Genomic DNA, 26,722 nt, shown 5'->3' on the forward strand with positions numbered 1-26,722 from the left:
ATCCTTTTATTGTGGACTTGACGCTTCGTGCGGGACGCAAACCCGACCGGACGCCACGTCGACCAACAGTCTTTCGAGAGTATTGAGTGAACGTTTTTTTCGAGGAATCGGGTAGTTTCAAGGCCGGCGCTGTTCTGTCCAAGCAGAACGACGCGTTTCAGGTCGAGTTGCCGGGCGGACGGCGCGCGAAAGTGCGTGCCAAAGACGTATTGATCGAATTCGAGAAACCGAACGCCGCCGACCTGATGCAGCAGGCCGATGCCATTGCGCAGGAGATCGATCTCGACTTCCTGTGGGAGTGCGCGCCGGACGAGGAATTTCCGTTTGCGGAACTGGGCGCGGATTATTTCGGCGATAAATTCGGTGCCACCGAACGCGCCGCGCTGGTGCTGCGCATGCATGGATCGCCGGTGTATTTCCGCCGAAAGGGGCGTGGGCAATATCAGCGCGCGCCGCAGGAACAGTTGCAGATGGCGTTGGCCGGGCTGGAAAAGAAACGGCAACTGGCGCTGGTGCAGGAGGGTTATGTCGAGGAACTGGTCGCTGGAAAGCTGCCCGACGCGCTGGCCGGAAAGGCGATTGGTTTGCTGACGAAGCCGGACAAGAACTCCATCGAATATAAGGCGCTTGAAGCGGCCGCCGCCGCTCGCGGGATTTCGCAAGCGCGGCTGATGCTGGAAGTGGGCGGCATTCCGTCTGCGCGCGCGCTGCACGAAGCGCGTTTCCTGTCGGAATTTTTCCCGCACGGAACGGGCTTCGCGCCGGTCACCGTGCCGCCGCTCCCCGACGATCTGCCGGAAGCGGACGTGCAGGCGTTCTCTATCGATGACGTCACCACCACTGAAATTGATGACGCGTTTTCCGTCGAGCATCTCGCCGATGACCGCGTGCGTGTCGGTATTCACATCGCGGCGCCGGCGCTGGGAATCGCCCGCGGCGACATGATCGATGCAATCGCGCGCACGCGGTTGTCCACCGTGTACATGCCCGGCGACAAGATCACCATGCTGCCGGACAGCGTGGTGGACGCGTTCACGCTGGCTGAAGGCGGATTGCGGCCGGCGTTGTCGCTGTACATCATCGTGAATCGGGAAACGCAGGAAATCGTCGCGACCGAAACGCGTGCCGAGCGCGTGTTCGTGAAAAGCAATCTTCGACACAACCATCTGGACGAGTACGTCACCGAGGAATCGCTCGCGGCGGGTAGCGGCGAATACCCGCACAAGGACGACATCGCGGTGCTGTGGCCGCTCGCGCAGGCGCTGTTCGAAAAGCGTCAGGAAGCGCGCGCGGGGTACGGTCTGCGGCGCGAAGTGCAGCGCAATAACGACTTCAATTTCTATGTGGAAGGCGAGCACATCACGATTGCGCCGCGTCGACGCGGATCGCCGCTCGACCTGATCGTGGCCGAGCTGGCGATTCTCGCGAACTCATCGTGGGGCGCGTTTCTCAACGATCACAGCGTGCCGGGGATCTACCGGTCGCAGCGCGGATTCGGCGCGCCGGGTCCGAAGCGCACGCGCATGCAGACCACGCCCGCGCCGCACGAAGGGCTGGGCGTTGCGCAATACGCGTGGAGCACGTCGCCACTGCGCCGGTATGTGGACCTAGTCAACCAATGGCAATTGCTCGCGTGCGTGCGGCATGGCGTGACCGCCGCGCTGGTCGCGCCGTTCAAGCCGAAAGACGCCGATTTGTTCGCGGTCGTGCAGGGCTTCGATGACCAGTATTCCGCGTACGCCGATCATCAGCGGCGCATGGAATATTTCTGGTGCCTGCGCTGGTTGAAGCAGGAGGACAAGAAGCACGTGGTGGCGTCGGTGGTGAAGGACGATCTCGTGCGCCTAGATGAAATCCCGTTGATGCTGCATGTGCCCGGCCTTGGCGTGCACGCGCGCGGGACGAAGGTGATGCTCGACGTAGTGAGCATCGACGAACTCACGGTCGAGGCGTCGTGCCGTTTGCTGCATGTGATCGATGCCCCCGCACCGGCGTCGGCGCAAGAGGCCGAGGCGCAGCAGGATGAGATGGAAGAAGAGCTGATCGAAGTGGAAGATCTGAGCGCGGAGAGCGAAGCCGAGGCGCAGGCGGAAGCCTTGCCGGAAGCTGCTGCGCCGGACAGCGAATCCGCCGTGGATGAACCTGCGGGCGAAAGCGCGCCCAACACGACGGAGCCCACGCGATGACATCGGGCATTGTGTCTCGGGACCGCTATGCTGTGATCGGCAATCCGGTCGCTCACAGCAAATCGCCATGGATTCATGCGCGTTTTGCGGAGCAGACCGGCGAGGCGATCGAATACGGGCGTGTTTTGGGAACCATCGGCGCGTTCGCCAACGATGTCCGCGCGTTCGTCGAAGCCGGGGGTCGCGGCATGAACGTGACCGTGCCGTTCAAGCTCGATGCGCACGCCTTCGCCAATACGCTCACACCGCGCGCCGCCGCAGCGGGCGCGGTGAACACGCTGGCGTTCAACGCTGACGGCGTGCTCGGCGACAACACCGACGGGGTGGGTCTTGTCCGTGATATCGAAGGGAATCTGGGCGTTGGTTTGAAAGGCGCGCGCGTGTTGCTGCTGGGCGCGGGCGGTGCGGCGCGCGGTGTCGTGCTGCCCATGCTGGATGGCGGCGTGGCGGCGCTGACGATAGTGAACCGGACGGCGTCGAAGGCGCAGCAACTCGTCGATCATTTCTCCGATGCCGCCCACGCCGCGCATGTGCGTTTCTCCGGTGGCGCTACGGATAGCGTGGAAGCGGGTCCTTATGATGTCATCGTCAACGCGACGGCCGGCAGTCTGGACGACTCACTGCCCGATTGCGACAACGGTTCGTTCGGCCCCGGCACGCTCGCCTACGACATGATGTACAGCGCCCAGCCGACGGTGTTCATGCGGCACGCTGCAAGCCTCGGCGCGCGTTCGGCGGACGGCCTCGGAATGCTCGTCGAGCAAGCGGCCGAATCGTTTTTCCTGTGGCGCGGGGTGCGCCCGGACAGCGGTGCGGTGCTGCGCGCGTTGCGGCTGGAGTTATCGGCGAAGATTTAGAAAAGCGCGTGGTTGCGCGCGCCATTCCGTTCCAAACAGAAGAAGCACGATGACAAGAACAAAATCGCCCGTTCGTCTCGGGCCGGCTCGATGGATTGTCTACGGCATATCGGTGATGGCCATTGCTGCCGTCGCCACGCAGTTCTACTTCTTCGTCATGGTAGGGATTTATACGGTGGTCAATCCCTCGTCGACGGCGTTCATGCGTTCGGACGCGTGGCGGCTCGCGCAGGATCGTCCCGACCTCGCCATGCAGCGCACGTGGGTTCCGTACGACGACATATCGCGCAACCTGAAGCGCGCGATCATTGCGTCGGAGGACGCGAACTTCGTCAACAACAACGGTTACGAAACCGACGCCATCCTGCAAGCCTGGGAGAAGAACAAGGCGCGCGGCAAGATTGTCGCGGGTGGGTCGACCATCTCGCAGCAACTGGCGCGCAACCTGTTCTTATCGCGGGAAAAGAGCTATGTGAGGAAGGCGCAGGAGCTGGTGATCACGTCGATGCTCGAGCTCTGGATGGACAAGGAACGCATCTTCGAGATCTACCTGAATTCGGTGGAGTGGGGGAACGGCGTTTATGGCGCTGAAGCGGCGGCGCATTACTACTACAAGACGTCTGCATCGAAGCTGACCGCGTGGCAATCGGCGCGGCTCGCGGTGATGCTGCCCCGGCCGAAATACTTCGATGAACATCGCGGGTCCGCTTATTTGTCGCAGCGGGCAGGGGTGATTGCGCGCCGCATGGGGGCGGCGGAATTGCCGCATTGAGGGCTTGTTGTCTGCCTTTGCCTTTTGAGCGCGTCTCCATAAAAGCCGGTTGAACCCATACCGGCTCAGTGCCTTGCCCCCAAAAACCCCGATTCGTCGGGGTTTTTTGTTTTCGGCGTTATCACTAAAAATTCCTAAAATCTCCCAATATGTGAACACATCAATCACATATTGAATATTCGCGACGCGTGGCTCTAAAATCCGATCACAAGCCAAAACGGCAGTTGCAGGCGGTTCGGGTTTTCCCCCGGACCGCGTGAAACGAAAAAAGCACTCGGAGACAAGTCATGCCAACGTCAGCGACATCAGCGCAACCATCGCGCTTGCATCTGCACTCGCATCCATGCGTCTCGCACTCCTTATCGATGATTTTCCGCGCCGTTTTCCGCGCGACGCTGCGCTGCGTGCCATTGGTGCGGTAACCCGCGTCGTGAACGAACGCTCAGTCATTCTCAAGCCGCGAACATCGAGTGCCATGACCAAGACCCTGAACACCACCGTTGAGCATGAATTGTCGATGGAGCGCACGGCCGGCAAACCGGCGGCGCCCGACGCAGATGAAGCAAACGGAGCGAGCGAGCCGAGCGAAGCGCAGGCATCGGCGGCTGCACTGCTCGACCTCACGCCGCAGCAAGCCGGCACGCAAACGCTGCTGCGCGGCCTCGCGATTCTCGAGGCTGCGGCGGGCGGCGCGCGCGATCTGCGCAGCATCGGCGCGGCGCTCGGCACGACTCGCAGCACGACGCATCGTCTGGTGAGCTCGCTGGTGCAGGCGCGCTACCTGCGCCAGGTCGGCGGCGGATATCTGCTAGGCCCGAAGCTGATCGAACTCGGCACGATCGCGCTTGAACAAATGCCGCTCACCGCAGTTGCGCGTCCGCATCTGCAGGTGCTCGCCGAGCACACCCACGACACCATCCACCTCGGCGTGCGCGACGGCGACGATGTCCTCTACATCGACAAGATTCCCGGCACGCGCGGCCTCGAAATGCGCTCGCGGGTAGGTCACCGGATGCCGCTCGCATCGACGGGAATCGGCAAGGCCATGATGCTCGACCTGCCCCCCGAGACATGGTCGAAGCTGCTGGAGGCGTCGCATCGCGTGCTCGCGAAGGTGAGTTTCAGGCCTGATCACCAGCCCGATATCGATACCTTCGTCCAGCGCATGACGCGTTATTCGCAAGGCGGCTTCACCTTCGATCTAGAGGAAAACGAAGCATCGATCCGTTGCGTCGCGGCGCCGGTGCGCGACGCGTCGGGGGCGATCGTGGCCGCCCTGTCGGTGGCGAGCACGATTCCCTACATGCCGTCCGAGCGCATGGAAGAACTGATTCCGGTCGTGCAGCGCGAAGCGCGCGCGATCTCGCAAGAACTCGGCTGGCGCGTTCCGCAGCCCGCAACACGCAGGATCAAACGATGATGCGGACCGACACATCGGCCGAGACGCAACCAGCCCGCGCTGCAGAGGCGCCGGCTCTCATAGCAATCGACTGGGGCACCACGGCGCTGCGCGCCTATCTGCTCGACGCAAGCGGCGCGGTGCTCGATACACGGGCATCGTCGGCGGGCATCATGAATCTGCCGAAGCCCGCAGCGGAAGGCGGTTTCGACGCCGTCTTCGAAGCAACCTGCGGCGCTTGGCTCGCGAACGGCGAGCCGCTTCCGGTGATCGCGGCGGGCATGGTCGGCAGCGCCCAAGGCTGGATGGAAGCCCCGTACGTATCCACACCCGCGGATCCGGCTGCGCTCGTAGCGGGCATCGTGCGCGTGAAAACGCACAAGGGCGTCACCGTTCACATCGTGCCGGGCGTGCTTGAAGACGGCACGCTGCCCAACGTGATGCGCGGTGAGGAAACGCAGATCTTTGGCGCACTTGCGAGTGACACGGCGCTTGACCACGAACCGTACGGCGGCCTGATCGGCTTGCCGGGAACGCATGCGAAGTGGGCGGTTGTGTCGAAGGGACGGATCGAACGGTTCTATACCTTCATGACCGGCGAGACCTACGGCGCGCTGCGCGACCACACCATCCTCGGCCGCACGATGCGCGCGCCCGATCACCAGGACATGGACGCGTTCATACGGGGTGTCGATACCGCCAAAGACGATGGCCACGCGGGTTTGCTCGCCACCATTTTCAGCACCCGCACGCTGGGACTGACCGGGAAACTAAAGCCGGAGCAACAAGCGGATTACCTCTCGGGCCTGTTGATCGGCCACGAATTACGCGGTCTCAATGAAGTGCTGGCGCGTGAGCAAGCGGACCTTGCAGGCAAGGCGTTAAGGCTGATCGGCAACGACGCGCTGTGCGAACGGTATCGCCACGCGCTCGCGCGTTTCGGTTGCCACGATGCGCGGACCGTCGCGCACGCGACCGAGCGCGGGTTGCATCGGATCGCGCTGCAGGCCGGCCTGATCCAGTCGAGCGCCGAGCGCATCTAATCAGGAGCAGGACCATGCAAATCGATATCAATCTCCCCGCGCCATACACGCCGCACGCAGGTCTCGCCGCCGCGTTCGAACTGTGTCCGCTGATCGCGATCCTGCGCGGCGTAACGCCTGCGGATGCCGCTGACCACGGCCGCGCGTTGTACGAAGCGGGCTTCCGGATCGTCGAAGTGCCGTTGAATTCGCCGCAGCCGTTCGACAGCATCGCGGCAATCCGTCAGGCGCTGCCAGAGGACGCGATCGTCGGCGCGGGCACGGTCCTGCATCCTCATTACGTCGATGAAGTGAAGAAGGCCGGCGGCGATCTGATCGTGATGCCGCATAGCGACGGCGATGTCGTGCGCGCCGCGAAAGCGCAAGGGCTTGCCTGTGCGCCGGGCGTCGCCACGCCGAACGAAGCGTTTATCGCGCTGAAGAACGGCGCAGACGTGCTGAAGATGTTTCCCGCCGAGCAGCTTGGCGCGCACGTGGTGAAGGCGTGGCGCGCGGTGATCGCCAAGCAAGTGCCGCTGGTGCCGGTCGGTGGAATCTCGCCGGACAACATGGGACCGTTCCTGACGGCGGGCGCGAATGGCTTCGGCCTGGGCTCGGCGCTGTACAAGCCAGGTCAGAGCGCCGCAACGACGGCATCGCACGCGAAGGCGTTCATCAACGGACTAGCTGTCGCGCGAGGCCAGAAGAAATGAACCGGCTCGAAGGCAAGGTCGCGGTCATCACCGGCGCCGGGCGCGGCATCGGTGCGGCGATTGCCGGCGCGTTCGTTCGTGAAGGCGCGGCCGTGGTGCTCGCGGAACTGGACATTGCATTAGCGCGGGAAACGGCGGCGCGGATCGGATCGGCGGATAACGTGCTCGCGGTGCAAACGGACGTGACGCAAAGCGCATCGGTGCAGAACGCGGTAAGCGAAGCCGAAGCGAAGTTCGGCCCCATCGACGTGCTGGTGAACAACGCGGGCATCAACGTGTTTTGCGATCCGCTGACCATGACCGACGACGACTGGCGCCGCTGTTTCGCCGTCGATCTCGACGGTGTCTGGAACGGTTGCCGCGCGGTGTTGCCGGGCATGGTGGAACGCGGGCGCGGCAGCATCGTGAATATTGCTTCCACGCACGCGTTCAAGATCATCCCCGGTTGTTTTCCGTACCCGGTGGCGAAGCATGGCGTGATCGGATTGACGCGGGCGCTGGGTATCGAATACGCGGGGCGGCAGGTGCGGGTGAATGCGATTGCGCCGGGTTACATCGAGACGCAACTCACGCACGACTGGTGGAACGAACAGACGGATCCGGCCAAAGCGAAACAGGCAACGCTCGATCTGCAACCAATGAAGCGCATTGGCCGGCCGGAGGAAGTGGCGATGACCGCCGTGTTCCTCGCGTCCGACGAAGCGCCGTTTATCAACGCGAGTTGTATCACGGTGGATGGCGGGCGCTCGGCGCTGTACCACGACTGAAACCATACGAATACATAGCTAAGCAGCAAAGGATGACGCACTGGCCGTGGTGCGACGTCACGACAACAAGACGCGGCCAATACCTTCGTACCAACTAGACAGTCAAGTCAGGAGACAGACCATGAAACGCAGAATGTTCCTCACGCTGGTTGCCACGGCCACCGCAGCAAGCGCGACCTTGTTCACGGCGCCTGTGGCGCAAGCCGCCGATGACGTCAAGATCGGCTTCCTGGTGAAGCAGCCGGAAGAACCGTGGTTCCAGGACGAGTGGAAGTTCGCCGAAATCGCGGCCAAGGCAAAGGGTTTCACGCTGGTGAAGATCGGCGCGCCGTCGGGTGAAAAGGTGATGAGCGCGATCGACAACCTCGCCGCGCAAAAGGCCCAGGGTTTCGTGATCTGCACGCCGGACGTCAAGCTCGGACCGGGCATTGTCGCGAAGGCCAAAGCGGCCGGACTGAAGATGATGACGGTGGACGATCGTCTGGTCGACGGTTCGGGCAAGCCGATCGAATCCGTCCCCTACATGGGCATCTCGGCTTACAACATCGGCAAGCAGGTGGGTGACGGCATTGCCGCCGAGATCAAGAAGCGCGGCTGGAACCTGGCTGAAACCGGCGCTATCGACGTGACCTACGAGCAACTGCCGACCGCGCACGACCGCACGACGGGCGCTGCCGACGCACTGGTCGCAGCGGGCTTTCCGAAGGCGAACATCGTGATGGCGCCGCAAGCGAAGACCGACACGGAAAACGCGTTTAACGCCGCGAACATCGCGCTCACGAAGAATCCGCAGTTCAAGCACTGGGTGGCGTTCGGCCTGAACGACGAAGCCGTGCTCGGTGCAGTGCGCGCAGCGGAAGGCCGTGGGTTCAAGGCGGACAACATGATCGGCGTGGGGATCGGCGGTTCGGATTCGGCTTTGAGCGAATTCAAGAAACCGAACCCGACCGGCTTCTACGCGACCGTCATCATCAGCCCGAAGCGTCATGGCGAGGAAACGTCGGAACTCATGTACACGTGGATCAAGGACGGCAAGGAACCGCCGCTCGTGACGCTGACCACAGGCATGCTGGCGACGCGTGACAACGTGGGTGAAGTGCGCGAAAAGATGGGCCTGGCATCGGCCAAGTAAGGTCTTTTCGTATCAGGTATCGGCAGAGCAATACGGGCCGCAGCGTTTCGACATGAAGCGCCGCGGTCCGCATGAAACATAAGGAGGCGATGTGTCAGCGACGCTGCGTTTTGACAATATCGGTAAGGTTTTTCCAGGCGTGCGCGCGCTCGACGGCGTGTCGTTCGACGTCAACGCCGGCGAAGTGCACGGCCTGATGGGCGAGAACGGCGCGGGCAAATCGACTTTGCTGAAAGTGCTGGGCGGTGAATATCAGCCCGATTCCGGGCGTGTCCTGATTGATGGCAACGAAGTGAAGTTCGCGAGCGCGGCCGCATCGATTGCGGCGGGTATCGCGGTGATTCACCAGGAATTGCAGTACGTGCCCGATCTCACGGTCGCCGAGAACCTGCTGCTGGGTTCGTTGCCCAACACGTTCGGCTGGGTGCACAAGCGCGAAGGGAAAAAGCATGTGCGCGAGCGGCTGCTGCAAATGGGGGTCGATCTCGACCCGAACGCGAAGCTCAGGAAGCTTTCCATCGCGCAACGGCAGATGGTGGAAATCTGCAAGGCGCTGCTGCGCAACGCACGCGTGATTGCGCTCGATGAACCCACGTCGTCGCTGTCGCATCGCGAGACGGAAGTGCTGTTCAAGCTCGTGCGTGATTTGAAAGCGGACAACCGCGCGTTGATCTACATCTCGCACCGCATGGACGAGATTTACGAGCTGTGCAATACCTGCACGATTTTCCGCGATGGCCGCAAGATCGCGTCGCACCCGAATCTGGCCGAGGTTCCGCGCGATACGCTCGTGCAGGAAATGGTCGGGCGCGAAATTTCCGATATCTACGATTACAAGCCGCGCAAACTCGGCGATGTCCGCTTCGCCGTGACGAACATTGAAGGACACGCGCTGCGTGAACCGACCAGTTTTGAAGTGCGCCGCGGCGAGATTGTCGGCTTTTTCGGGCTGGTGGGCGCGGGGCGCAGCGAACTGATGCACCTCGTCTACGGCGCGGACCGCAAGAAGGCCGGCACGATCACGCTGGATGGCGAGCCGATCAAGATCCGCAGCGCGGGCGAAGCGATCAGGCACGGCATCGTGCTGTGTCCTGAGGACCGCAAGGAAGAGGGCATCGTGGCCATGGCTTCGGTGTCCGAGAACATCAATATCTCGTGCCGCCGGCATTACCTGCGCGGCGGGCTGTTCCTGGATCGCAAGAAAGAGGCCGCAACGGCCGAGCGTTTCATCCAGTTGCTGAAGATCAAGACGCCGAGCCGCAAGCAGAAGATTCGCTTTCTTTCGGGCGGCAATCAGCAAAAAACCATTCTGTCGCGCTGGCTCGCGGAGCCGGAACTGAAAGTCGTGATCCTCGATGAACCCACGCGCGGCATTGACGTGGGCGCGAAGCACGAGATCTACAACGTGATCTATCAACTCGCCGAACGCGGCTGCGCGATCGTGATGATTTCGTCCGAGTTGCCCGAGGTGCTGGGGGTCTCCGACAGGATCGTGGTGATGCGGCAAGGGCGGATCGCGGGCGAATTGCCGCGCGGGACAGCAAACGAACAATCAGTGCTGAATCTTGCGCTGCCTGTGCAATCGGAACCGACTGCGAAGGCAGCCTGAAGCAAAAAAGTGGAGATGGAGGACATCATGGAAGTCAGGGAAAACATTACCAACACGCTGGTGCCAGCGAAAAACGACAAGCAGAAGTGGTGGCAGCAGATCACCGAATACAGCCTGGTCGTGATCTTCATCTTGATGTTCATCACGATGTCGCTCTCGGTCGATCACTTCTTCTCCATCGAGAACATGCTCGGCCTGGCGCTGTCGATTTCGCAGATCGGCATGGTCGCTTGCACGATGATGTTCTGCCTCGCATCGCGGGATTTCGACTTGTCGGTGGGATCCACGGTAGCCTTCGCCGGCGTGCTCTGCGCGATGGTCCTGAACGCCACGGGCAACACGTTCATAGCGATAGTCGCGGCGGTGGCGGCAGGGTCGGCCATCGGTTTTGTGAACGGCGCGGTGATTGCGTACTTGCGGATCAACGCGCTGATTACTACGCTGGCTACGATGGAAGTCGTGCGCGGGCTTGGGTTTATCGTGTCGCATGGGCAGGCGGTGGGCGTGTCGTCGGATACGTTTATCGCGCTGGGCGGTTTGACCATGTTCGGTGTCTCGCTGCCGATCTGGGTCACGCTGGCGTGTTTTATCGTGTTTGGCGTGCTGCTGAATCAAACCGTGTACGGGCGCAATACGCTCGCCATTGGCGGTAACGCGGAAGCGTCACGTCTGGCGGGTATCAATGTGGAACGCACCCGCGTCTGGATTTTCCTGATCCAGGGCGCGGTGGCGGCGCTCGCCGGGGTGATCCTGGCGTCGCGGATTACGTCGGGACAACCGAACGCCGCCGACGGCTTCGAGCTCAACGTGATTTCCGCGTGCGTGCTCGGCGGCGTGTCACTGCTCGGTGGCCGAGCGACCATCTCGGGCGTGGTGATCGGCGTGCTGATCATGGGTACCGTCGAGAACGTGATGAACCTGATGAACATCGACGCGTTCTACCAGTACCTCGTGCGCGGCGCGATCCTGCTTGCCGCCGTACTGCTCGACCAGTTGAAGAACCGCGGCTCGCGTGACTAAATGCGGCGACTAAATGAGAGGTTAGGGACAGATGGCCAGTTCAGTCGATAAAACCCTCGCGCGCTATCCGAGCCTCGCCGGAAAAGTCGTGCTGATTACCGGTGGCGCGACCGGCATTGGCGCGGCGTTTGTCGAGCATTTCTTCGATCAGGGTGCGAAGGTCGCGTTCTTCGATATCGACACCAATGCCGGCGAAGCGCTCGCGGATCAACTCGGCGCGGACCTGGCCGAGGGACAATTCCGGCCCATGTTCCTGCGCGTGGATCTCACCAATATCGACGCGTTGCGCAAGGGCATTGCCGATGTACGCACCACGTTGGGGCGCATCGGCGTGCTGGTGAACAACGCGGCGAACGACAGGCGCCACAAGATCGAGGACGTAACGCCGGAGTCCTACGACGCGGGAATCGCGGTGAATATCCGCCATCAGTTTTTCGCGGCGCAGGCGGTGATCGACGACATGAAAGAGCTCGGCGGCGGGTCGATCGTGAACCTGGGATCGATTAGCTGGATGCTTAAACAAGGCGGTTTCCCGGTGTACGTGACCGCGAAAGCGGCCGTTCAAGGTATGACGAATGGGCTCGCACGCGACCTGGGCCCGTTCAACATCCGGGTGAATACGCTCGTCCCGGGATGGGTGATGACGGACAAACAACGCCGCTTATGGCTCGATGAAGCCGGCAAGCGCGCGATCAAGGAAGGCCAGTGTATTGATGCGGAGTTGCTGCCCGTGCATCTCGCGCGTGCCGCGTTGTTCCTGGCGTCTGACGACAGCAGCATGATGACCGCTCAGGAAGTGGTCATTGACGGAGGCTGGGCATGAAGGCGGATCTGCTGATCGACAGCCAATGCGCGCTGGGCGAAGGCGCAACGTGGTGTGCCGAAACCGGGCGTTTTTACTGGACGGATATTGAAGGCGAGCGTTTGTGGCGCTACGATCCACGCGATGCCGGCACCGTTTCGTTCGCCATGCCGGAACGGCTTGCATGCTTCGCGTTATGCGCCGATGCTGACGTGCTGTTGCTTGGACTCGCTTCGCGGCTGGCGTTCTTTAGTCTGAAGACCGGCGCGATCGAAACGATCATGCCGGTGGAAGCCGATCTGCCGACGCGCATCAACGATGGCAAATGCGACCGGCAGGGGCGCTTCGTGTTCGGCACGAAACATGACGTGGCGAAGGCGGAGAAGATTGGCGGGTTTTATCGGTTGAACGGGGATCTGTCGCTTGAGCGTTTGCCGCTCGGCGAGTGCGCGATCTCGAACAGTATCGCGTTCAGTCCGGACGGGTCGCGCATGTATTTCTGCGATTCCCCGGAGCGCAAGATTCGCGTCTGTGATTACGATTCGTTTGCAAACCAGCGCGTGTTTGTCGAACTGTCAGATGCGAGCGGTGAGCCGGACGGTTCTGCCGTCGATAGCGATGGTGGCTTGTGGAACGCGCAGTGGGGCGGCAGCCGCGTGGTGCGTTATGACGCCGATGGCCGTGAAACAGCGCGCATCGAGGTGCCGACGGCGCAGCCAAGCTGCGTTGCGTTCGGTGGTGAGCTACTCGGCACGGCGTATATCACGAGCGCGCGGGTCGGATTGGATGCGGGCGCGTTGCGGGACGATCCGCACGCGGGCGCGGTGTTTGTTGCGACTATTGCGACGCCGCCGGCGAGGGGTATCGCCGAGCCGGTGTTTCGCGGACATGACCGCGCGCACTGAGATGCGGGTGGGTGCAGCAGGGCTCTACACGCTGCACAGCAGATCCGCGGTATCACGTTCCAAGCAAAACACGAGTCGGCGCGCACGACGCGCCGCCCGCAGCTTCCCGGACATACTGGCGCTTCAGGCCAGGACCACGGGATCGATCGCCTCTCGTTCGGAGTCAGCCATATGACCGTTGCCCGCCCAGCAGGAAGCTCCACGCCCCCACCGGCATCGTCCCGGGCAGCAGTGCCCACCCGCCGCTCGAAGCTTGCCGCCGCGACGGAGCCGCCGATTCGCCCGGGGCCCTCGACGTCGGTCGTCGCAATGGGCGGTCCGGGTGTCAACGGTTGCATCACGCTTGCCAATGCACAATTACGCCTCGATATCGCGCCGGCTCTCGGCGGCGGCATCACGCGCTTTGACTGGCGCAGCGACGGCGCGCTCGTGCCGATCTTCCGGCCGTGCCTCGCGCCAAGCGCGGCCACCGATCCGAACGAGCTCGCGTGTTATCCGCTGCTGCCGTATTCGAACCGCATCGGCGGCGGGCGGTTTCAGTTTCTCGGCCGCGGTGTCGATGTGCCGTGCAACCGGCCCGGCGAGCCGCTGCCGCTGCATGGCGACGGCTGGCTTGGCGCGTGGGACGTGGCGTCGGAGAGCTCGACGCATGTGCGCCTGACCCTCGATCGCCGCGATGGCGAGCCGTATTCGTATCTGGCGAGCCAGTCCTTCACGCTCGAAGCGTCGACGCTGGTGGTAACGCTTTTTATCGAGAATACCGGGCGCGAGGCGCTGCCGTTCGGCCTGGGATTGCATCCGTTCCTCACGCGCGAAGCCGATACCGAGTTGTCCGCGGCCGCCGACGGCTTGTGGCTTTGCGGCGATGATTTCCTGCCGATCCGTCACGTTCCTGCGCCGCCCGCGTGGCAATTCGGCGTGGCTTACCCCATGCCGGCCGCGATGGTGAACAACGCATTCACCGGCTGGAGCGGACGCTCGAGCGTGATGTGGCCGAAGCGGCGGTTGTCGCTGACCATTTGCGCCGATACTGATTACTACGTGTTGTACGCACCTGCAGGCCAGAATTTCTTCTGCTTCGAACCTGTTGATCACCCGATCAATGCGGTGAACCTGCCCGGTGGCGGTGCGGCGCACGGCATGACGGTACTGGCGCCGGGCGAAGGCCTGACGCGCGAGTTCAGCTTTACCGTAGAGCGGTCGGGAGAAGCCAAGCGGCGCGGGCGGCCAAAGCAGCCCGCAGGGCAGAAGGCGCGCAAGACGGCGGCGGTGGTACGGTGAGGGGTTTGCTGTTAGCTCTTGACTGCGGCACCTGAAGAAACGCCGCGGCGGCGCGTTAAAATGCGGGATCGCTTATTTGCCCTCTCGCCCCGGATGCCCATGTCTTTCATCGAATCGCTCAACGCCGCCTGGTCGCAAACCCAGTCTCTACTCTGTGTCGGGCTTGACCCGGAGCCGTCACGATTTCCGGGTGAATTGAACGGCCGTGCTGATTCGATCTTCGACTTTTGCCGCGACATTGTTGACGCTACGGCGCCTTTTGCCTGCTCGTTCAAACCGCAGATTGCATATTTCTCGGCGCATCGGGCAGAGGATCAGCTCGAGCGGCTGATTGCGCATATTCATGCCGAGCATCCCGGATTGCCGGTGATCCTTGACGCCAAGCGTGGCGATATTGGCAGCACCGCCGAGCAATATGCAATCGAAGCGTTTGATCGATACAAAGCCGACGCCGTCACGGTTAATCCGTATATGGGGTTTGATTCGGTTCAACCGTATCTGGAACATGACGGAAAGGGCGTAATCGTTTTGTGCCGCACGTCGAATGCCGGCGGCTCGGATCTGCAGTTTCTTGAAGTCGATGGAACGCCGCTTTATCAGGTCGTGGCGCGGCTCGCCGCCGGGAAGTGGAATGCGAGCGGGCAATTAGGCCTGGTCGTGGGGGCGACGTTTCCCCGGGAAATTGAAGTCGTGCGTTCCATTGTTGGCGATATGCCGCTTTTGATTCCGGGCATTGGCGCCCAAGGCGGGGATGTCGACGCGACGGTTCGTGCCGGGCGGGATTCGTCGGGCAAGGGCGGGATGCTGATCAATTCTTCGCGCGCGATTATTTATGCAGGGAAGGGCGATGATTTTGCTGACGCTGCGGCCGAAGCGGCGCGGCGAACGCGCGACGCGATTAATGCGGTGATTTGAAGGGGTTGTTCGCTCGCGGCACGAGACAGAAGGGCCCTATCCCTCGATGACTTGCTGAATCCGCTCGAGCGCCGCAACGGTCGAGCCCTCTACGGCGCAATCCACGATATTCCGATCCTCGATGCTTCTCAGCCACGTTAGTTGGCGTTTGCACAACTGACGTGTGGCGAACACGCCTTTATCGCGCATGGTCGCGTAGTCGATTTCCCGCTCGAGGTATTCCCAGACCTGGCGATAGCCGACACAGCGCATCGATGGCATTGCCGGCGTTAAATCGCCACGTGCGCGCAATGCCTCGACTTCTTCTATCAGGCCTGCCTTCAGCATCTCGTCAAAGCGCTTTTCGATGCGCTTATGCAGCACGCTTCTATCCGATGGCTCCAGCGCAATCGGAACGAATTCAGGGTCGCTTTCCTGGCTCTTTTTCGGGTCTTTTAGTATTGCGGACAGGGTTCTGCCGGTCAGCATATGGACCTCCAACGCACGTTGGATCCGCTGCGAATCGTTGGGCGCGAGCCGTGCTGCGGTTTCCGGATCGATAGCCATTAGTCGCGCGTGCATTGCGGGCCAACCATCTCGTACTGCTTCCGCGTCAAGTTCAGCGCGCATTTGCGGATTCGCCTCCGGCAAATCGTTTAATCCACGCGTCAATGCCATGTAGTACAGCATCGTGCCGCCGACCAGTAGCGGGATGCGTCCGCGTGCTTCAATCTCTGCCACCAGCTTCAACGCATCATTGCGAAACTGCGCTGCCGAATATGCTTCGGCTGGATCAATGATGTCGATCAGATGATGCGGTGCCACCGCGCGTTCTTCTGCCGTGGGTTTCGCCGTGCCTATGTCCATGCCGCGATAAACCAGCGCCGAATCCACGCTGATGATTTCCACCCGCCGGCGTTGAGCGAACGCGAGCGCTGCAGCGGTCTTTCCGGATGCCGTCGGTCCCAGCAAACACGCAATACGCCGCGCGCTCATTGACCGCGCATGAAAAGTCGGTCGAGATCGGCGAGAGTGAGCTGGAACCACGTCGGGCGGCCGTGGTTGCACTGATCGCCGCGTTCGGTGGCCTCCATCTGGCGCAACAGGCCGTTCATCTCGTCCAGCGTCAGCCGCCGGTTCGCCCGTACAGCGTGATGGCATGCCAGCGTGCCCAGCAATTCATGCTGGCGCTCGGTCAGCACCCGCGAGCCGCCGTAAGCCTGCAAATCCGAAATTACCGCACGCGCCAAAGACTGCAAATCGGCATCTTTTAGCAGCGCAGGCACCGCACGGATGGCAATCGAACCCGGCGACAGAATCGCCAGATCGAAGCCCAGTGCATCCAGCACTTCGCGCTCTTCCTCGACCACACCCATCTCCACGGCATCGACGGTCATCGTCACCGGAATCAGCAGCGGTTGAACCGCGATCGCCCGGTCAGCGAGCGAGTTCTTGAACTGCTCGTAAAGGATGCGCTCGTGGGCCGCGTGCATGTCGACGATGATCAAGCCCTGCGCGTTCTGCGCCAGCACGTAGATGCCGTGAATCTGGCCCAGCGCGAAGCCCAATGGCTGCTCACTGGCCCCTATGTCCGGAGCACCCGGCATCGCGGCGTAGAGCGGCGCGCTGGCCTGGTTCGGTGAGTAAGCGTCTGAACTCACGCTCGCGGCGAGCGTTGTGCCTTGCGACGTGCCCGCGTTCACGTCGCGGCGGCCGAACAACGCGTCGTACAACGCCAGCGGCTGCGCGACCGGCAGATTGCCCTGCGTCATCCGCGATTGCCGCAGCCAGTTCGTGCCAGTGTCGTTTCTCTGCCCCGAACCTGGCGTGGAATCGGTCAGCGAACTTGTGCCCATACCCGCCAAACCCGCTCCCGCGTAAGGCCGTGCGCTAAACGATGCCACTCCCGTTGGCTCCAATTGCGCGGCGTGGCCGCCGGCCGTCGTTTCCGGCGATGCCCCCGCGTTACGCGCCAACGCCCGCTGCACGGCGTGGAACACATACTGGTGGATCGAGCGCGAATCGCGGAAACGGACCTCGATCTTCGATGGATGCACGTTCACATCGACGGATTCCGGCGGCAAATCCAGGAACAGCACGTACGATGGATACCGGTTGCCGTGCAGCACGTCCTCGTAAGCGGCGCGCACTGCGTGCGTCAGCAGCTTGTCGCGCACAAAGCGGCCGTTCACGAAGAAGTATTGCTGGTCGGCGCGGCCGCGGCTCGCGGTCGGCAAGCCGGCGCAGCCGTACACGGCCAGTGGTCCGGCGCGTTCGTCGAGCGGCAGGTGCGCGGTGGCGAAGACGTCGCCGAGAATTTTTGCCACGCGCGTGGACGGGTCCGACGCGTTCCAGTGCTCGACGGCCTTGCCGTTATGAATCACCGATATCGCAATGTCCGGCCGCGCCAGTGCCACCCGCCGGATCACTTCCAGGCAATGCCCGAGTTCGGTCTGCTCGCTTTTCAGGAATTTTCGGCGCGCGGGCGTGTTGAAGTACAGCTCGCGCACTTCCATGGTCGTACCGATGGTTCCGGCCGCCGGCGAGATCGCGCCGGTCTGGGCGTCGATGCGCGTGGCATGCGCACAGGCCGCGGTCCGGCTGGTGATGAAAAGCTCCGCCACCGACGCAATCGACGCCAGCGCTTCCCCGCGGAACCCAAGCGACGCCACGGCTTCGAGCTCGGCAAGCGAGCGGATCTTGCTGGTGGCGTGGCGCAACAAGGCCAGAGGGAGTTCGGCGGGCGGAATGCCGCAGCCGTCGTCGACGATCATGATGCGCTTCACGCCGCCTTCGTCCAGCGTGATCCGCAAGCTCGACGCGCCCGCGTCCAGCGCGTTTTCGAGCAGTTCCTTCACCACGGACGCTGGCCGTTCAACCACTTCGCCTGCCGCGATCTGGCTGATCAGCTGGTCGGGCAGGGGTTGAATGGCGCGCAGCGGGCGCGCCGCGCGAGCGGGGGCCGGCGAATCGGAAATCGTGTCGGATGAGTCGATGAGATCGGGCATACGGAATTATAAAGCTTCACGCTGGTGAACGATTTCGTTGCCGTCCGGTCTCCCAGTACGCGCGCTCCAGCGAGGCGCAAGCGAGCCGATAAGCGCCAAAACCGGCTAATGAATATCCGCTTCGGGAATTTTCCCGCGTCGAGTTCGGTATCATGGCGCGACTGTTTTTATCGCAACGTTTGCAACGGTATGCCCGTGCATGCACGCTGCTGTGCGCCAAGTTTTCGCCAATTCAATCCTGATCGAGGCCCCTTTTGGATACGCTGCTGTCATTTCTGACTCTTATTCTCCATATCGACAAATCGCTCGGGTATTTCATCCAGCACTACGGCGCCTGGGTGTACGCGGTGTTGTTCCTGATCGTTTTCTGTGAAACCGGGCTCGTGGTGTTTCCGTTCCTGCCGGGAGACTCGCTGTTGTTCATTGGCGGCGCGTTCGCGGCGAGCGGTTCGATGGATCTCGGCGCGCTGATCGTGTTGCTGCTGGTCGCGGCCATCCTCGGGAATACGGTGAATTACTGGATCGGCCGCGCAATCGGCCCCAAGGTATTCGATACCCACATTCCCGTGCTCGAACGTTTCCTCGATCGCGAAGCGCTGCGCAAGACGCAGGGCTTCTACGAGCGGCACGGCGGCAAAACCATCGTGCTCGCGCGCTTCGTGCCTATCGTGCGGACGTTCGCGCCATTTGTTGCGGGCGCATCGGCGATGAAGGCATCGCGGTTTCAATTGTTCAACATACTCGGCGCGTTGATCTGGGTGTTGCTGCTCGTGCTGCTCGGTTATTTCTTCGGCAATATCCCGTTTATTCGCCAGTATCTGAATGTGATCGCACTGGTTGGCGTGTGCGCGGCAATCGTGCCGATCGCGCTGGGTGCGTTGTGGAAAGTCATGCGGCGCAGAGCGGGCAGTTGAGTCGGGCAGTTGAGTCGCATTGATGGGTTCGACAACCCTTTCGAAGTTGCCGGGCCGGTGCTTTGAAGGGGCAAGTATCACAGGCATGGTGGCGCGTTCGCTGGTGTCTTCGCTGCAAAAACGTAAAAGGTTAGAATGCCGAATCGTCGGATCGGCGTTTCGAATATCGAGATGAACGATTCCGGTATTTCGTGAACAAACGTTAAATGTTTTATGCTGGCGAAGCTTGGCGAGGTGTCACGGTTGATGGTGGAACACACACGAAGTGAAGCGGGAGCGGCGCGCAACAGGCGTCGTCTCAGGCTGGCGGTGGCGGTGCTGGGTGTGACGGCGCTGCTCGCCGGCTGCGGGATTTTTGGCTGCGGCGGCAGTGCAACGAACGGCGGGGCTTTCGGCGGGTGCGGGGCCGGCATGCGGTTCTGAGCGCCCAGGCGCAGCCCGGAAATATCGATAACAGGAAGTCAGGGAAAACGGCAAGCATGGCGGTATCGCGTTCAGGTAATTCAGGATGGGCCGTCAACGGCCGGGTGGGCGTGCTGGGTGCGCTCGTTTCTATCGGCATGGCTGTCTCGGTCGCCGGCTGCTCGACGGCGCTCACGCCTGCACCTATCGTTGACCAGTCGACGGGCGGCACGAGTTCGCCAGCGGTGATTCCCACTACGCCGCCGAGTGCGGGGCCTGCTGGGCCGGTCGCCGTTGCGCCGCCGGTGCAGGCGGACGCCGGGCCGGGGTTTTATCGCGTGAAGCCGGGCGATACGCTCTATGGCATCGCGCGTGCGCAGAAGCAACGCCCAGCCGATCTCATCAAGTGGAACAACCTGCCTGAAAGCAAGCAGGTCAACATCGACCAGTTGCTGCGGGTTGCGCCTCCGGGAAGTACACCTTCGGCCAGCAGCGATGACTGGAGCAAGCAGGCTTCGGCGGCGGCGGGATCGAAGTCGGCGCCGCCGATGATCGGTGCGCCTCCTGCTACAGCGAGCAACAATCCCGCCCCCGACACCAGCACGCCCGCGATCAGTTCGAAGGGCGCGTGGCTTTTGTGGCCGGCACAAGGCGACGTGATCACGAAGTTCGGTGAGGGCGGCAGCAAGGGTATCGATATTGGCGGCAAGCTCGGCGAGCCGGTGAAAGCCGCGGCCGCCGGACGCGTGGTTTATGCGGGCAGCGGTTTGCGGGCATACGGGCAGATGATCATCGTCAAGCATAGCAACGACTTCCTCACGGCCTACGCGCACAACAGCAAGCTGCTGGTGAAGGAAGGCGACACCGTGCGCCAGGGTGCGCCAATCGCGGAAATGGGGACGGGGCCGAACAACAAGCCGTTGCTGCATTTCGAACTGCGCAAGTCCGGGCAGGCAGTCGATCCGGTTCCGTCGCTCAAGAAGGCGGGATGACGAACAGCGCGCGCAGCGTGCGTGCAACAGGAGGGCTGCGGACATGCATCGACTGATGAAGCGACTCATGCTCGTGGCTGCGTGCATAGCCGCCGTGTCACTCGCCGGCTGCAATGACCAGCAAAACGCGGACGCCATGAACAAGTTGAAAGCGTTTTTCAATGCTGTCAAACCGGACACGTTGTTGCTGAAGGACCTGACGCCAGGCGTGACGACCGAGGCGCAGATCCGCGACCAGATGGGCGAACCGGAAACGGTGCGCAACTACACCGACGGTTCGAAGCGCCTCGAATATCCGCGGGGCCCGGCGGGCACGAACACCTATTTTGTCGATATCGATGCGAACGGCAAGTTCGTCGCCGTCACGCAGGTCCTGACGGCGGAAAACATCGCGAAGGTGCGGCCGGGCATGACGCAGGACGAAGTGCGCAGGCTGCTGGGCAAGCCCACCACCATTGCTGAATATCCGCTGAAGAAGGAGCGCGTGTGGAGCTGGCACTGGGAAGAGGGCGGCGTGACCCGCGACGCAATGTTCAACGCGCATTTCGGCCCTGATGGCATTGTCACGACCACCTCGCGCTCTGAAGCCGAAGGTGGCGGCAAGCATTGAGTGTGGCACTGGGACATAGCTAATTCGATGCACGATCCAAAATCAAAACACGCACATGAGCGCGAGGCACTGATGGCACTGGCGGCGCGGCATCGTGCAGAGCGGGCGAGGGCGTTGGAAGCGGAAGGTGCGCTCTGGCAATGCGGACGTGGCCATGCTTGGGACGACGGCGTCAGTGCGGCGTAAAACGTGCGCTGCATGAACTGCGCAGCGCAACGCCGCGAGCAGCATACCGAACGATTGAAGGCACTCGCGCGGGAGCGCGGCGGACGGTTGATATCGCCGTCTTACGTCGACGCCGCCACCGCCTTGCAATGGGAATGCGCGTTCGGACATGCCTGGACTGCACCACCGGACACCGTGATGCGTCGCTGGTGCGCGGAGTGCCTGCGCCGAGGCGTGTATGACTCAATCCATGTTTTGAAGACCTTACCGTAACCACGCGCAAATTATTTTCGATTCGTCCGGAATAGACGGGGAAAAAATGGGTTCGCCCTAGTACCAACCCGTTAAATACCCTGGAGTCGAAAATGAAAAAGATTGCCCTGTTCTTGATGTCCGCTGCTGTCCTTGCTTCATCGAGCGTTTTTGCGCAGGCTCAAGGCCTGACTCGTGCGGAAGTCCGCCAGCAACTTGTTGAAGCGCAGCAAGACGGTTCACAATTGGTTAGTAATACTTCTTATCCCGATGTCGCGCGTATTTATACGAATCAAGTCGCGCGGGCGAGGCAGGGCACGTCGGCATACGGTGGCGTGACCGCGGGGTCGAGCGTGAGTTCGGCGCGTGTCGCGAACGGCAGCGGCCACGAAGCATGTGTCGGACCGGTTAGTTTCTGCAATATCTATGCGGGTTCCTGATGGCTGCTCGGACGGCTCGTTCATGCCCGGCATGCGTCGCGAGTCGTCCCTTGCGTGACTTATCGCAGAAGGATCAATTGAGGCACGGCGTTCGCGCTGCACCAGACAATCGCGTTTTGCGCATGCCGTGCGCCGAGTTGTTTCGCCGCGTCCAGCGGCAAACCCAGGATCAGGAAACTCGGTTCACCCGGCCATTGGCCCGACGGATGCTCTCCTATCCCCTCGATAAACCTCAAGCCCTGGTTAAGTAGTTCATCTGCGAGCGCGGCTTGCCGGCGTGCATTGGTATCCGCATCGGTCAAATTGCTAAACGGATTCGCAGCGGTGACAAACGCGCTGCAGTCGACGCCACATGCCCGATGAAGTTCGGCGAGCGCACGATTAAAGACGCCGATACGCAGGGTCGCTGGGGTATCGCCCAGGACGCGATAGTGCGTTTCCTCGTAAGCCCGAAGCGTGTCCGGGTCGATGGCGGAATTGAGTTGCACGTTATCTCCTTGCGAACGCGAAACGAGGCGCTTAAGCGCGTTCCGCAGAAGTGCTATCAGACCGCAAACGTGCGCCATTGGATACGGTTTCCGGAGCCGCCGCCGCGGGAGTTCGCGCCAAATTGCGCCGAAGCGAGTTGCTTGGCGTGCTACCGGGCGTGATAGGGTTGTTGCAGGCGACAGAGGCGATCAAGTTGATTTTTGGGTATTGGCGAGTCGCTCTCCAGTACTTTGCTACAGCTCGACGCGCTGGGAATGCAGTTTAACCGCTTGCGCTGGCTGCGGGAGCCCGCGTGTTCACGTTGCGGCGATGCGGTGACGGCTGGTGGTGATTACGTGGATTTGCCGGCGGCTTGCGGGGTGGGGTGATGACGTTTGCAGGGGCCCGCGAGCGACGTTCGGTACTGGTCGATTAACAGTTGCCGCGTCGGAATTGCTTCAGAAAAAATGTGGGATATACCTTACATACGAGGTGCCGCGTTTTCTTGCATTCCGCCGCAGGGGTAATCATGCAACTCTACGAGATTGGTCAGTCGGTCGCGAAACGACGCTCGGAACTCGACCTGACGCAGGCACAGCTCGCGAAACTCAGCGGGCTCTCCGGTTCACGGTCAACCCGCTTGAAACCGGCAAGGTGAAGGATCTGGGGATCAACAAACTCATCCCGCTACTCAGCGTTCTTGGGATCGAATTGACAGCCAGTCGTCAGAGGCCCGATCAAAAGGGTTTGTTCAAGGCATCTGTGAGCGCCAATGTGAGCTACAAGGGAAAGCTGACGGAAGCCCGACTTGCTCGCGCGCTCGCGACGGGAAAAATCCCGCCGGGCTATGAGTCGCAGGTCTCCGTCATTCTTGACGAAGTGCGTGTGCCCTTTGTTGTCAAAGCTGTTGAGGAGGCGGCCAGATCGTCTGGCGTCGCACCCAAGAAGATCTGGAAAAACCTCGCCTGGATCTTTACCGGCGGGTCTGGGAGTGATGACAGCTCATTCGCTTCATTCGCTACCGGCCGGTCCGTGGCAAAGCTTGCTTGGCCACGCGTTTACGCTCACCGATGAAATCGCCGAACACGGTCGACCCGATCGGCTCTGATCGTTCGGTGGCGGCACCGTGCTTATGCTGCGATATGGCCATCGGCTCAGCAAGGACATCGACATTTTTGTGCCCGATCCGCAGTATCTGGGTTTCGTGAATCCGCGCATCAGTGACGTTGCCTCGGACATCACGACCGAGTACGAGGATCACGCGCAATTCATGAAGCTGCTTCTGCCTGAAGGCGAGATCGACTTCGTCGTTTCTCCGAATCTGACTGACCCCGGATACGATCAATGGACCTTGCTCGATCATCCGGTAAAAGTGGAAACCGCGGCCGAAATCGTGGCGAAGAAAATGTGGCACCGAGGCGATCGCGCGACCGCTCGTGGTCTTCGATCTTAGTCTCGTGATCGAGCGTGACCCGGTCGCATTGTCGGCCGCCGGTGAATTCCTGATTCGCCATCGAGACACGTTTATCGAGCAGTTGGCTACGCGTGATGCGTTTATTTGACAGGGTTTCTCGGACATTCGGACCCTGAACTACACACCCGCTTTTGATCATGCCGTTGCTCTCGTGACGGAATTCTTGCGGGAAATTCCCACGAGTGAACCGGTAGGCAAACCGCGCACCCGCCAACGCTAAGCGAGTGCTCTGCTCTGCCAACCTGGAGCAAAAAAGATCTGGACTGCGGGAGCGAGCCGAAGTGGCTGGAGCCGGAACGGGATTCCGAACCTCCGCAGCCTTTCCACAATGAGAAAAGGGCTCAGCTTGCGCTGAGCCCTTCATGTCTTTGGTAGGCCGTACGGGATTCGAACCTGTGACCAACGGATTAAAAGTCACGTTTGGGTCCATTTTTCGGCGTTTTTTGGCCCGCCCTCGCTCGCCAACGCCCGTCAACGCACTGCCAGATTTGTCACGCTGGCGTTTCCGGTGGCAGAATCTGTCACGGTATTTGCCTGTCTCAAAGATGTACGGAAGAAGGGTTATCGTTCGCGGTCTTGATTGCGTCGCCTACGTGGACGATCAGGCGGCGTGGGTTCGAACGAGTTCGAGCGATCTAAGCTGTCGCCAGAGCCGTCTTCTCCGCCGTCGTCGCCGTCTGTTCTGGCTGCACGTTCGAAAGCAGCCATCAGGTCGGGAACCTCGCTATTGCTCTCGCGCGATGCACGGGAGAATGCATCAAGCACATCCGGAATTGCGCCATGAGGCTGCTTAGGCGACCCGCGAGTGAGTGACGGCATGACCTGGTCCCCGTCCCGGGCACGCACGTGGACCTCGCGTTTGATGTCGCGCCGCAGGGCGGCCAATTCCCGCCGATCAATCTTTTCCAGCGCCGCAGCACGCCGCTCAATTTCCTTCGCCTGAATCGCTAGCTGGCAATCCAGCGCTGATCGCTCGCTGCGCTGACGCTCCCCGAGCTGCTGCCTCCGCTCGATATAAGTGCGGGCTTCCTGCTTGTCGTGGTGGCGACGCAGCGTCTTTTGCAATAGAGCGAAACCACTGATCCGGCCAAGGAAGGCGGCGAGGCCAGTGGGCTGGTTGCGGCGGCGCTCCTGACGGATTGCATCCATATGTGCGCGATGGTCAGAGCGCAGTCTGTCGCGCTCCGCGCGTTGGCGCATCTCTTGGGAGAAACGCAACGCGCGTTGCTTATGCTTAAGCGTGTCCCGCTCGCGCTCGACCGCCGCCCGCCGGTCCATTTGACTGTGCTTTAACTGCTCAAGGCGGTCGGAATGTCGGCTTTCCTGGACTGACTGCTCGATGATCCGCCGGTGCTCGGATGCGAGCTGGCGCGCTTCCTCGACGGACGGCAACCCGTCGCACGGGAAGTCCTTTTCGAGGAAGGCACGGATGTCCTTCGTCCGAACGGTCTTGTCGTCAATCAGCTTCGGCAACGCATGCATGCCGCCGTAGAGGTCAACGAGCACATATGGCCGCTTCCCAGTCGCAAGCATGTAGCCGCGTTCGGCCAATGCCTGAACGAAGGCGCGCGCATCGTCGCTCTGCCGCCAGGCGTCCGTAACCTCCTGCTTGTGGTTCGCCTTGGACAGGCCAGTTCGACGGAGCTGTTCCTGTTCATAGAGCGATATCTGCCCGATACCGCGCGATTTATCGTATCCGGCAGGGAGGTCGAGACGGTGATCGCGGGCAAAAGCGCGCGTCACCCGCATCAGCTTGTCGCGGTCGAATGCGAGGTGGATGGCGCGTTGCTGGTCCGCGTCGATTCTGGACCAGACGACGTGACAATGCTCCCGCCCGTACTTGACATGGAAAACGACCGCACGGGGTTGTGCCCCCAATCCAAGCGCGTCCTCGGTGCGCCTGATGTAGTCCATGTACTGCTCGCGGGTCAACGGCCCCTGCCTCGGGTCTGGATTGATCGACAGGCTGTAAAGATATTTGCGGCAGTGCGTCAAGGTGTCGGCCTGCACCTCCCATTCCTTGAACGCGCCGTGCAGATCATGGGCGACGGCTCCCCGCACCTCAACGACTTCCGCCATGTCGTTGTCGTAGTCGTTCAGGAGGTGGGTGGCGAGATCCTGCCCACCGCCACGCTGCGACGCGAAAGGGATCAACCGTCCCTCCCCAGCGCCAGCATCAGGCACGTCCTGATTTCGGCGAGCGCATCACGGCATTCGGAGAGGAGCGGCGTTGCCCCGGCCCCACCGGTCTGGCGGGCGGCTTCGTCCAGCCGGTCACTGATGCGCGCCGCTTGCGACAGAAGCATGGCCGTCATTTTCTGGTCTAGCGCGGAACGGCGCGCAGATCGGGGCGGGGCATGGCCGAACACGGCGGCGGTGATATAGGCGTTAGTGGACAGGCCGGAAGTTTGCACCCGCGTGCGAAACTCATCGCGCAAGCCTTGCGGCGGGCGATACGAAATCGGAGCTTGGCGTGGCGGTTTGCGGGTCATGCCCCATACGCTATCGCCAACGGGCGGCTGCCTTCCTCGCGCTTACCTCGCGGGTCCGGGATCGCGCGTATCCCGGTCGAAGGAACTCCAAAGGGAGAGCAGAAATCTTCCTTTGGTCGAAGCCGATGCCGAAACACCGGTCGTGG

General features: G+C 61.8%; 28 protein-coding genes. 23 read left to right on the top strand and 5 right to left on the bottom strand.

What is annotated here, in order from left to right; translation table 11 throughout:
- Positions 1–86: 86 nt before the first annotated feature.
- The 14 genes from ABH944_RS26385 (at position 87) to pyrF (ending at position 15,380) form a co-directional block, all read left to right on the top strand.
- Entirely contained in the window at positions 87–2,186 is a 2,100-nt protein-coding gene (locus ABH944_RS26385; protein WP_404610269.1) for a ribonuclease catalytic domain-containing protein, read from the top strand.
- The gene (gene aroE, locus ABH944_RS26390) at positions 2,183–3,043 is read left to right on the top strand and encodes a shikimate dehydrogenase (RefSeq protein ID WP_404610268.1); all 861 of its coding nucleotides are present in this window, start codon (positions 2,183–2,185) and stop codon (positions 3,041–3,043) included. Before ABH944_RS26385 ends, aroE begins: the two co-directional genes overlap by 4 nt.
- Positions 3,044–3,092: 49 nt before the next feature.
- Entirely contained in the window at positions 3,093–3,815 is a 723-nt protein-coding gene (gene mtgA / locus ABH944_RS26395; RefSeq protein ID WP_404610267.1) for a monofunctional biosynthetic peptidoglycan transglycosylase, read from the top strand.
- Positions 3,816–4,332: 517 nt separating this feature from the next.
- Positions 4,333–5,235, top strand: a complete 903-nt coding sequence (locus ABH944_RS26400; protein ID WP_404610338.1) for an IclR family transcriptional regulator — start codon at positions 4,333–4,335, stop codon at positions 5,233–5,235.
- Positions 5,232–6,257, top strand: coding sequence for a 2-dehydro-3-deoxygalactonokinase (locus ABH944_RS26405; RefSeq protein WP_404610266.1), 1,026 nt, complete (start codon positions 5,232–5,234; stop codon positions 6,255–6,257). Before ABH944_RS26400 ends, ABH944_RS26405 begins: the two co-directional genes overlap by 4 nt.
- A gap of 14 nt (positions 6,258–6,271) precedes the next feature.
- Entirely contained in the window at positions 6,272–6,949 is a 678-nt protein-coding gene (locus ABH944_RS26410; protein ID WP_404610265.1) for a 2-dehydro-3-deoxy-6-phosphogalactonate aldolase, read from the top strand.
- Entirely contained in the window at positions 6,946–7,716 is a 771-nt protein-coding gene (locus ABH944_RS26415; protein ID WP_404610264.1) for an SDR family oxidoreductase, read from the top strand. Before ABH944_RS26410 ends, ABH944_RS26415 begins: the two co-directional genes overlap by 4 nt.
- Before the next feature lie 121 nt (positions 7,717–7,837).
- A complete protein-coding gene (locus tag ABH944_RS26420) occupies positions 7,838–8,848 on the top strand; it encodes an arabinose ABC transporter substrate-binding protein (protein ID WP_062081592.1) in 1,011 nt (336 codons plus the stop codon).
- A 91-nt stretch (positions 8,849–8,939) separates the two neighbouring features.
- A complete protein-coding gene (gene araG / locus ABH944_RS26425) occupies positions 8,940–10,457 on the top strand; it encodes an L-arabinose ABC transporter ATP-binding protein AraG (protein WP_404610263.1) in 1,518 nt (505 codons plus the stop codon).
- Between the two features lie 27 nt (positions 10,458–10,484).
- Positions 10,485–11,477 (top strand): L-arabinose ABC transporter permease AraH, encoded by a 993-nt coding sequence (araH, locus tag ABH944_RS26430; protein ID WP_097265328.1) that lies wholly within the window; start codon positions 10,485–10,487, stop codon positions 11,475–11,477.
- A 31-nt stretch (positions 11,478–11,508) separates the two neighbouring features.
- The gene (locus tag ABH944_RS26435) at positions 11,509–12,300 is read left to right on the top strand and encodes an SDR family NAD(P)-dependent oxidoreductase (protein ID WP_404610262.1); all 792 of its coding nucleotides are present in this window, start codon (positions 11,509–11,511) and stop codon (positions 12,298–12,300) included.
- Positions 12,297–13,184: an SMP-30/gluconolactonase/LRE family protein gene (locus ABH944_RS26440; protein WP_404610261.1), complete on the top strand. Its 888-nt coding sequence runs from the start codon at positions 12,297–12,299 to the stop codon at positions 13,182–13,184. The genes ABH944_RS26435 and ABH944_RS26440 overlap by 4 nt, the downstream gene beginning before the upstream one ends.
- A gap of 171 nt (positions 13,185–13,355) precedes the next feature.
- Entirely contained in the window at positions 13,356–14,465 is a 1,110-nt protein-coding gene (locus ABH944_RS26445; RefSeq protein WP_404610260.1) for an aldose 1-epimerase, read from the top strand.
- 99 nt (positions 14,466–14,564) lie between these two features.
- Positions 14,565–15,380: an orotidine-5'-phosphate decarboxylase gene (gene pyrF, locus ABH944_RS26450; protein ID WP_404610259.1), complete on the top strand. Its 816-nt coding sequence runs from the start codon at positions 14,565–14,567 to the stop codon at positions 15,378–15,380.
- Positions 15,381–15,416: 36 nt separating this feature from the next.
- Here pyrF and miaA read toward each other — a convergent pair whose 3' ends face one another.
- Both miaA and mutL read right to left on the bottom strand, forming a co-directional pair.
- On the bottom strand, positions 15,417–16,355 hold the full coding sequence (gene miaA, locus ABH944_RS26455; protein WP_404610258.1) for a tRNA (adenosine(37)-N6)-dimethylallyltransferase MiaA: 939 nt from the start codon (positions 16,353–16,355) through the stop codon (positions 15,417–15,419).
- Positions 16,352–18,367 carry a DNA mismatch repair endonuclease MutL gene (mutL, locus tag ABH944_RS26460; protein WP_404610257.1) on the bottom strand — a complete coding sequence of 672 codons (2,016 nt, stop codon included), beginning with the start codon at positions 18,365–18,367 and terminating at the stop codon, positions 16,352–16,354. Before mutL ends, miaA begins: the two co-directional genes overlap by 4 nt.
- Positions 18,368–18,621: 254 nt before the next feature.
- Here mutL and ABH944_RS26465 point away from each other — a divergent pair, with 254 nt between their 5' ends.
- The 5 genes from ABH944_RS26465 to ABH944_RS26485 all read left to right on the top strand — a co-directional run bounded on the left by ABH944_RS26465 (position 18,622) and on the right by ABH944_RS26485 (position 22,142).
- The gene (locus ABH944_RS26465; protein WP_404610256.1) at positions 18,622–19,281 is read left to right on the top strand and encodes a VTT domain-containing protein; all 660 of its coding nucleotides are present in this window, start codon (positions 18,622–18,624) and stop codon (positions 19,279–19,281) included.
- A gap of 213 nt (positions 19,282–19,494) precedes the next feature.
- A complete protein-coding gene (locus tag ABH944_RS26470) occupies positions 19,495–19,704 on the top strand; it encodes a hypothetical protein (protein ID WP_404610255.1) in 210 nt (69 codons plus the stop codon).
- 56 nt (positions 19,705–19,760) lie between these two features.
- On the top strand, positions 19,761–20,675 hold the full coding sequence (locus tag ABH944_RS26475) for a peptidoglycan DD-metalloendopeptidase family protein (RefSeq protein WP_404610254.1): 915 nt from the start codon (positions 19,761–19,763) through the stop codon (positions 20,673–20,675).
- 43 nt (positions 20,676–20,718) lie between these two features.
- The gene (gene bamE, locus ABH944_RS26480; RefSeq protein WP_404610253.1) at positions 20,719–21,285 is read left to right on the top strand and encodes an outer membrane protein assembly factor BamE domain-containing protein; all 567 of its coding nucleotides are present in this window, start codon (positions 20,719–20,721) and stop codon (positions 21,283–21,285) included.
- A gap of 530 nt (positions 21,286–21,815) precedes the next feature.
- The gene (locus ABH944_RS26485) at positions 21,816–22,142 is read left to right on the top strand and encodes a DUF4148 domain-containing protein (protein WP_404610252.1); all 327 of its coding nucleotides are present in this window, start codon (positions 21,816–21,818) and stop codon (positions 22,140–22,142) included.
- Positions 22,143–22,201: 59 nt separating this feature from the next.
- Here ABH944_RS26485 and ABH944_RS26490 read toward each other — a convergent pair whose 3' ends face one another.
- Complete coding sequence (locus ABH944_RS26490) at positions 22,202–22,630, bottom strand: DUF3293 domain-containing protein (RefSeq protein WP_404610251.1); 429 nt, start codon at positions 22,628–22,630, stop codon at positions 22,202–22,204.
- 509 nt (positions 22,631–23,139) lie between these two features.
- On the opposite strand from ABH944_RS26490, the gene ABH944_RS26495 reads away from it, so the two are divergent.
- From ABH944_RS26495 to ABH944_RS26510, 4 genes are read left to right on the top strand one after another with little or no spacing between them, the layout of a single operon-like run.
- Complete coding sequence (locus ABH944_RS26495; RefSeq protein WP_404610250.1) at positions 23,140–23,268, top strand: helix-turn-helix domain-containing protein; 129 nt, start codon at positions 23,140–23,142, stop codon at positions 23,266–23,268.
- Entirely contained in the window at positions 23,265–23,684 is a 420-nt protein-coding gene (locus ABH944_RS26500) for a hypothetical protein (protein WP_404610249.1), read from the top strand. Before ABH944_RS26495 ends, ABH944_RS26500 begins: the two co-directional genes overlap by 4 nt.
- Before the next feature lie 58 nt (positions 23,685–23,742).
- Positions 23,743–24,063 carry a nucleotidyl transferase AbiEii/AbiGii toxin family protein gene (locus tag ABH944_RS26505; protein WP_404610337.1) on the top strand — a complete coding sequence of 107 codons (321 nt, stop codon included), beginning with the start codon at positions 23,743–23,745 and terminating at the stop codon, positions 24,061–24,063.
- Entirely contained in the window at positions 24,047–24,172 is a 126-nt protein-coding gene (locus ABH944_RS26510; protein WP_404610248.1) for a hypothetical protein, read from the top strand. The genes ABH944_RS26505 and ABH944_RS26510 overlap by 17 nt, the downstream gene beginning before the upstream one ends.
- A gap of 473 nt (positions 24,173–24,645) precedes the next feature.
- Here the strand turns inward: ABH944_RS26510 and ABH944_RS26515 are convergent, their stop codons facing one another.
- Both ABH944_RS26515 and ABH944_RS26520 read right to left on the bottom strand, forming a co-directional pair.
- The gene (locus ABH944_RS26515; protein WP_404610247.1) at positions 24,646–26,238 is read right to left on the bottom strand and encodes a relaxase/mobilization nuclease domain-containing protein; all 1,593 of its coding nucleotides are present in this window, start codon (positions 26,236–26,238) and stop codon (positions 24,646–24,648) included.
- On the bottom strand, positions 26,235–26,576 hold the full coding sequence (locus tag ABH944_RS26520) for a hypothetical protein (protein WP_404610246.1): 342 nt from the start codon (positions 26,574–26,576) through the stop codon (positions 26,235–26,237). The genes ABH944_RS26515 and ABH944_RS26520 overlap by 4 nt, the downstream gene beginning before the upstream one ends.
- Positions 26,577–26,722: the final 146 nt, after the last annotated feature.

This window comes from Caballeronia udeis (assembly GCF_044909315.1).
In the GTDB taxonomy this organism is placed as follows: Bacteria; Pseudomonadota; Gammaproteobacteria; order Burkholderiales; family Burkholderiaceae; genus Caballeronia; species Caballeronia udeis_A.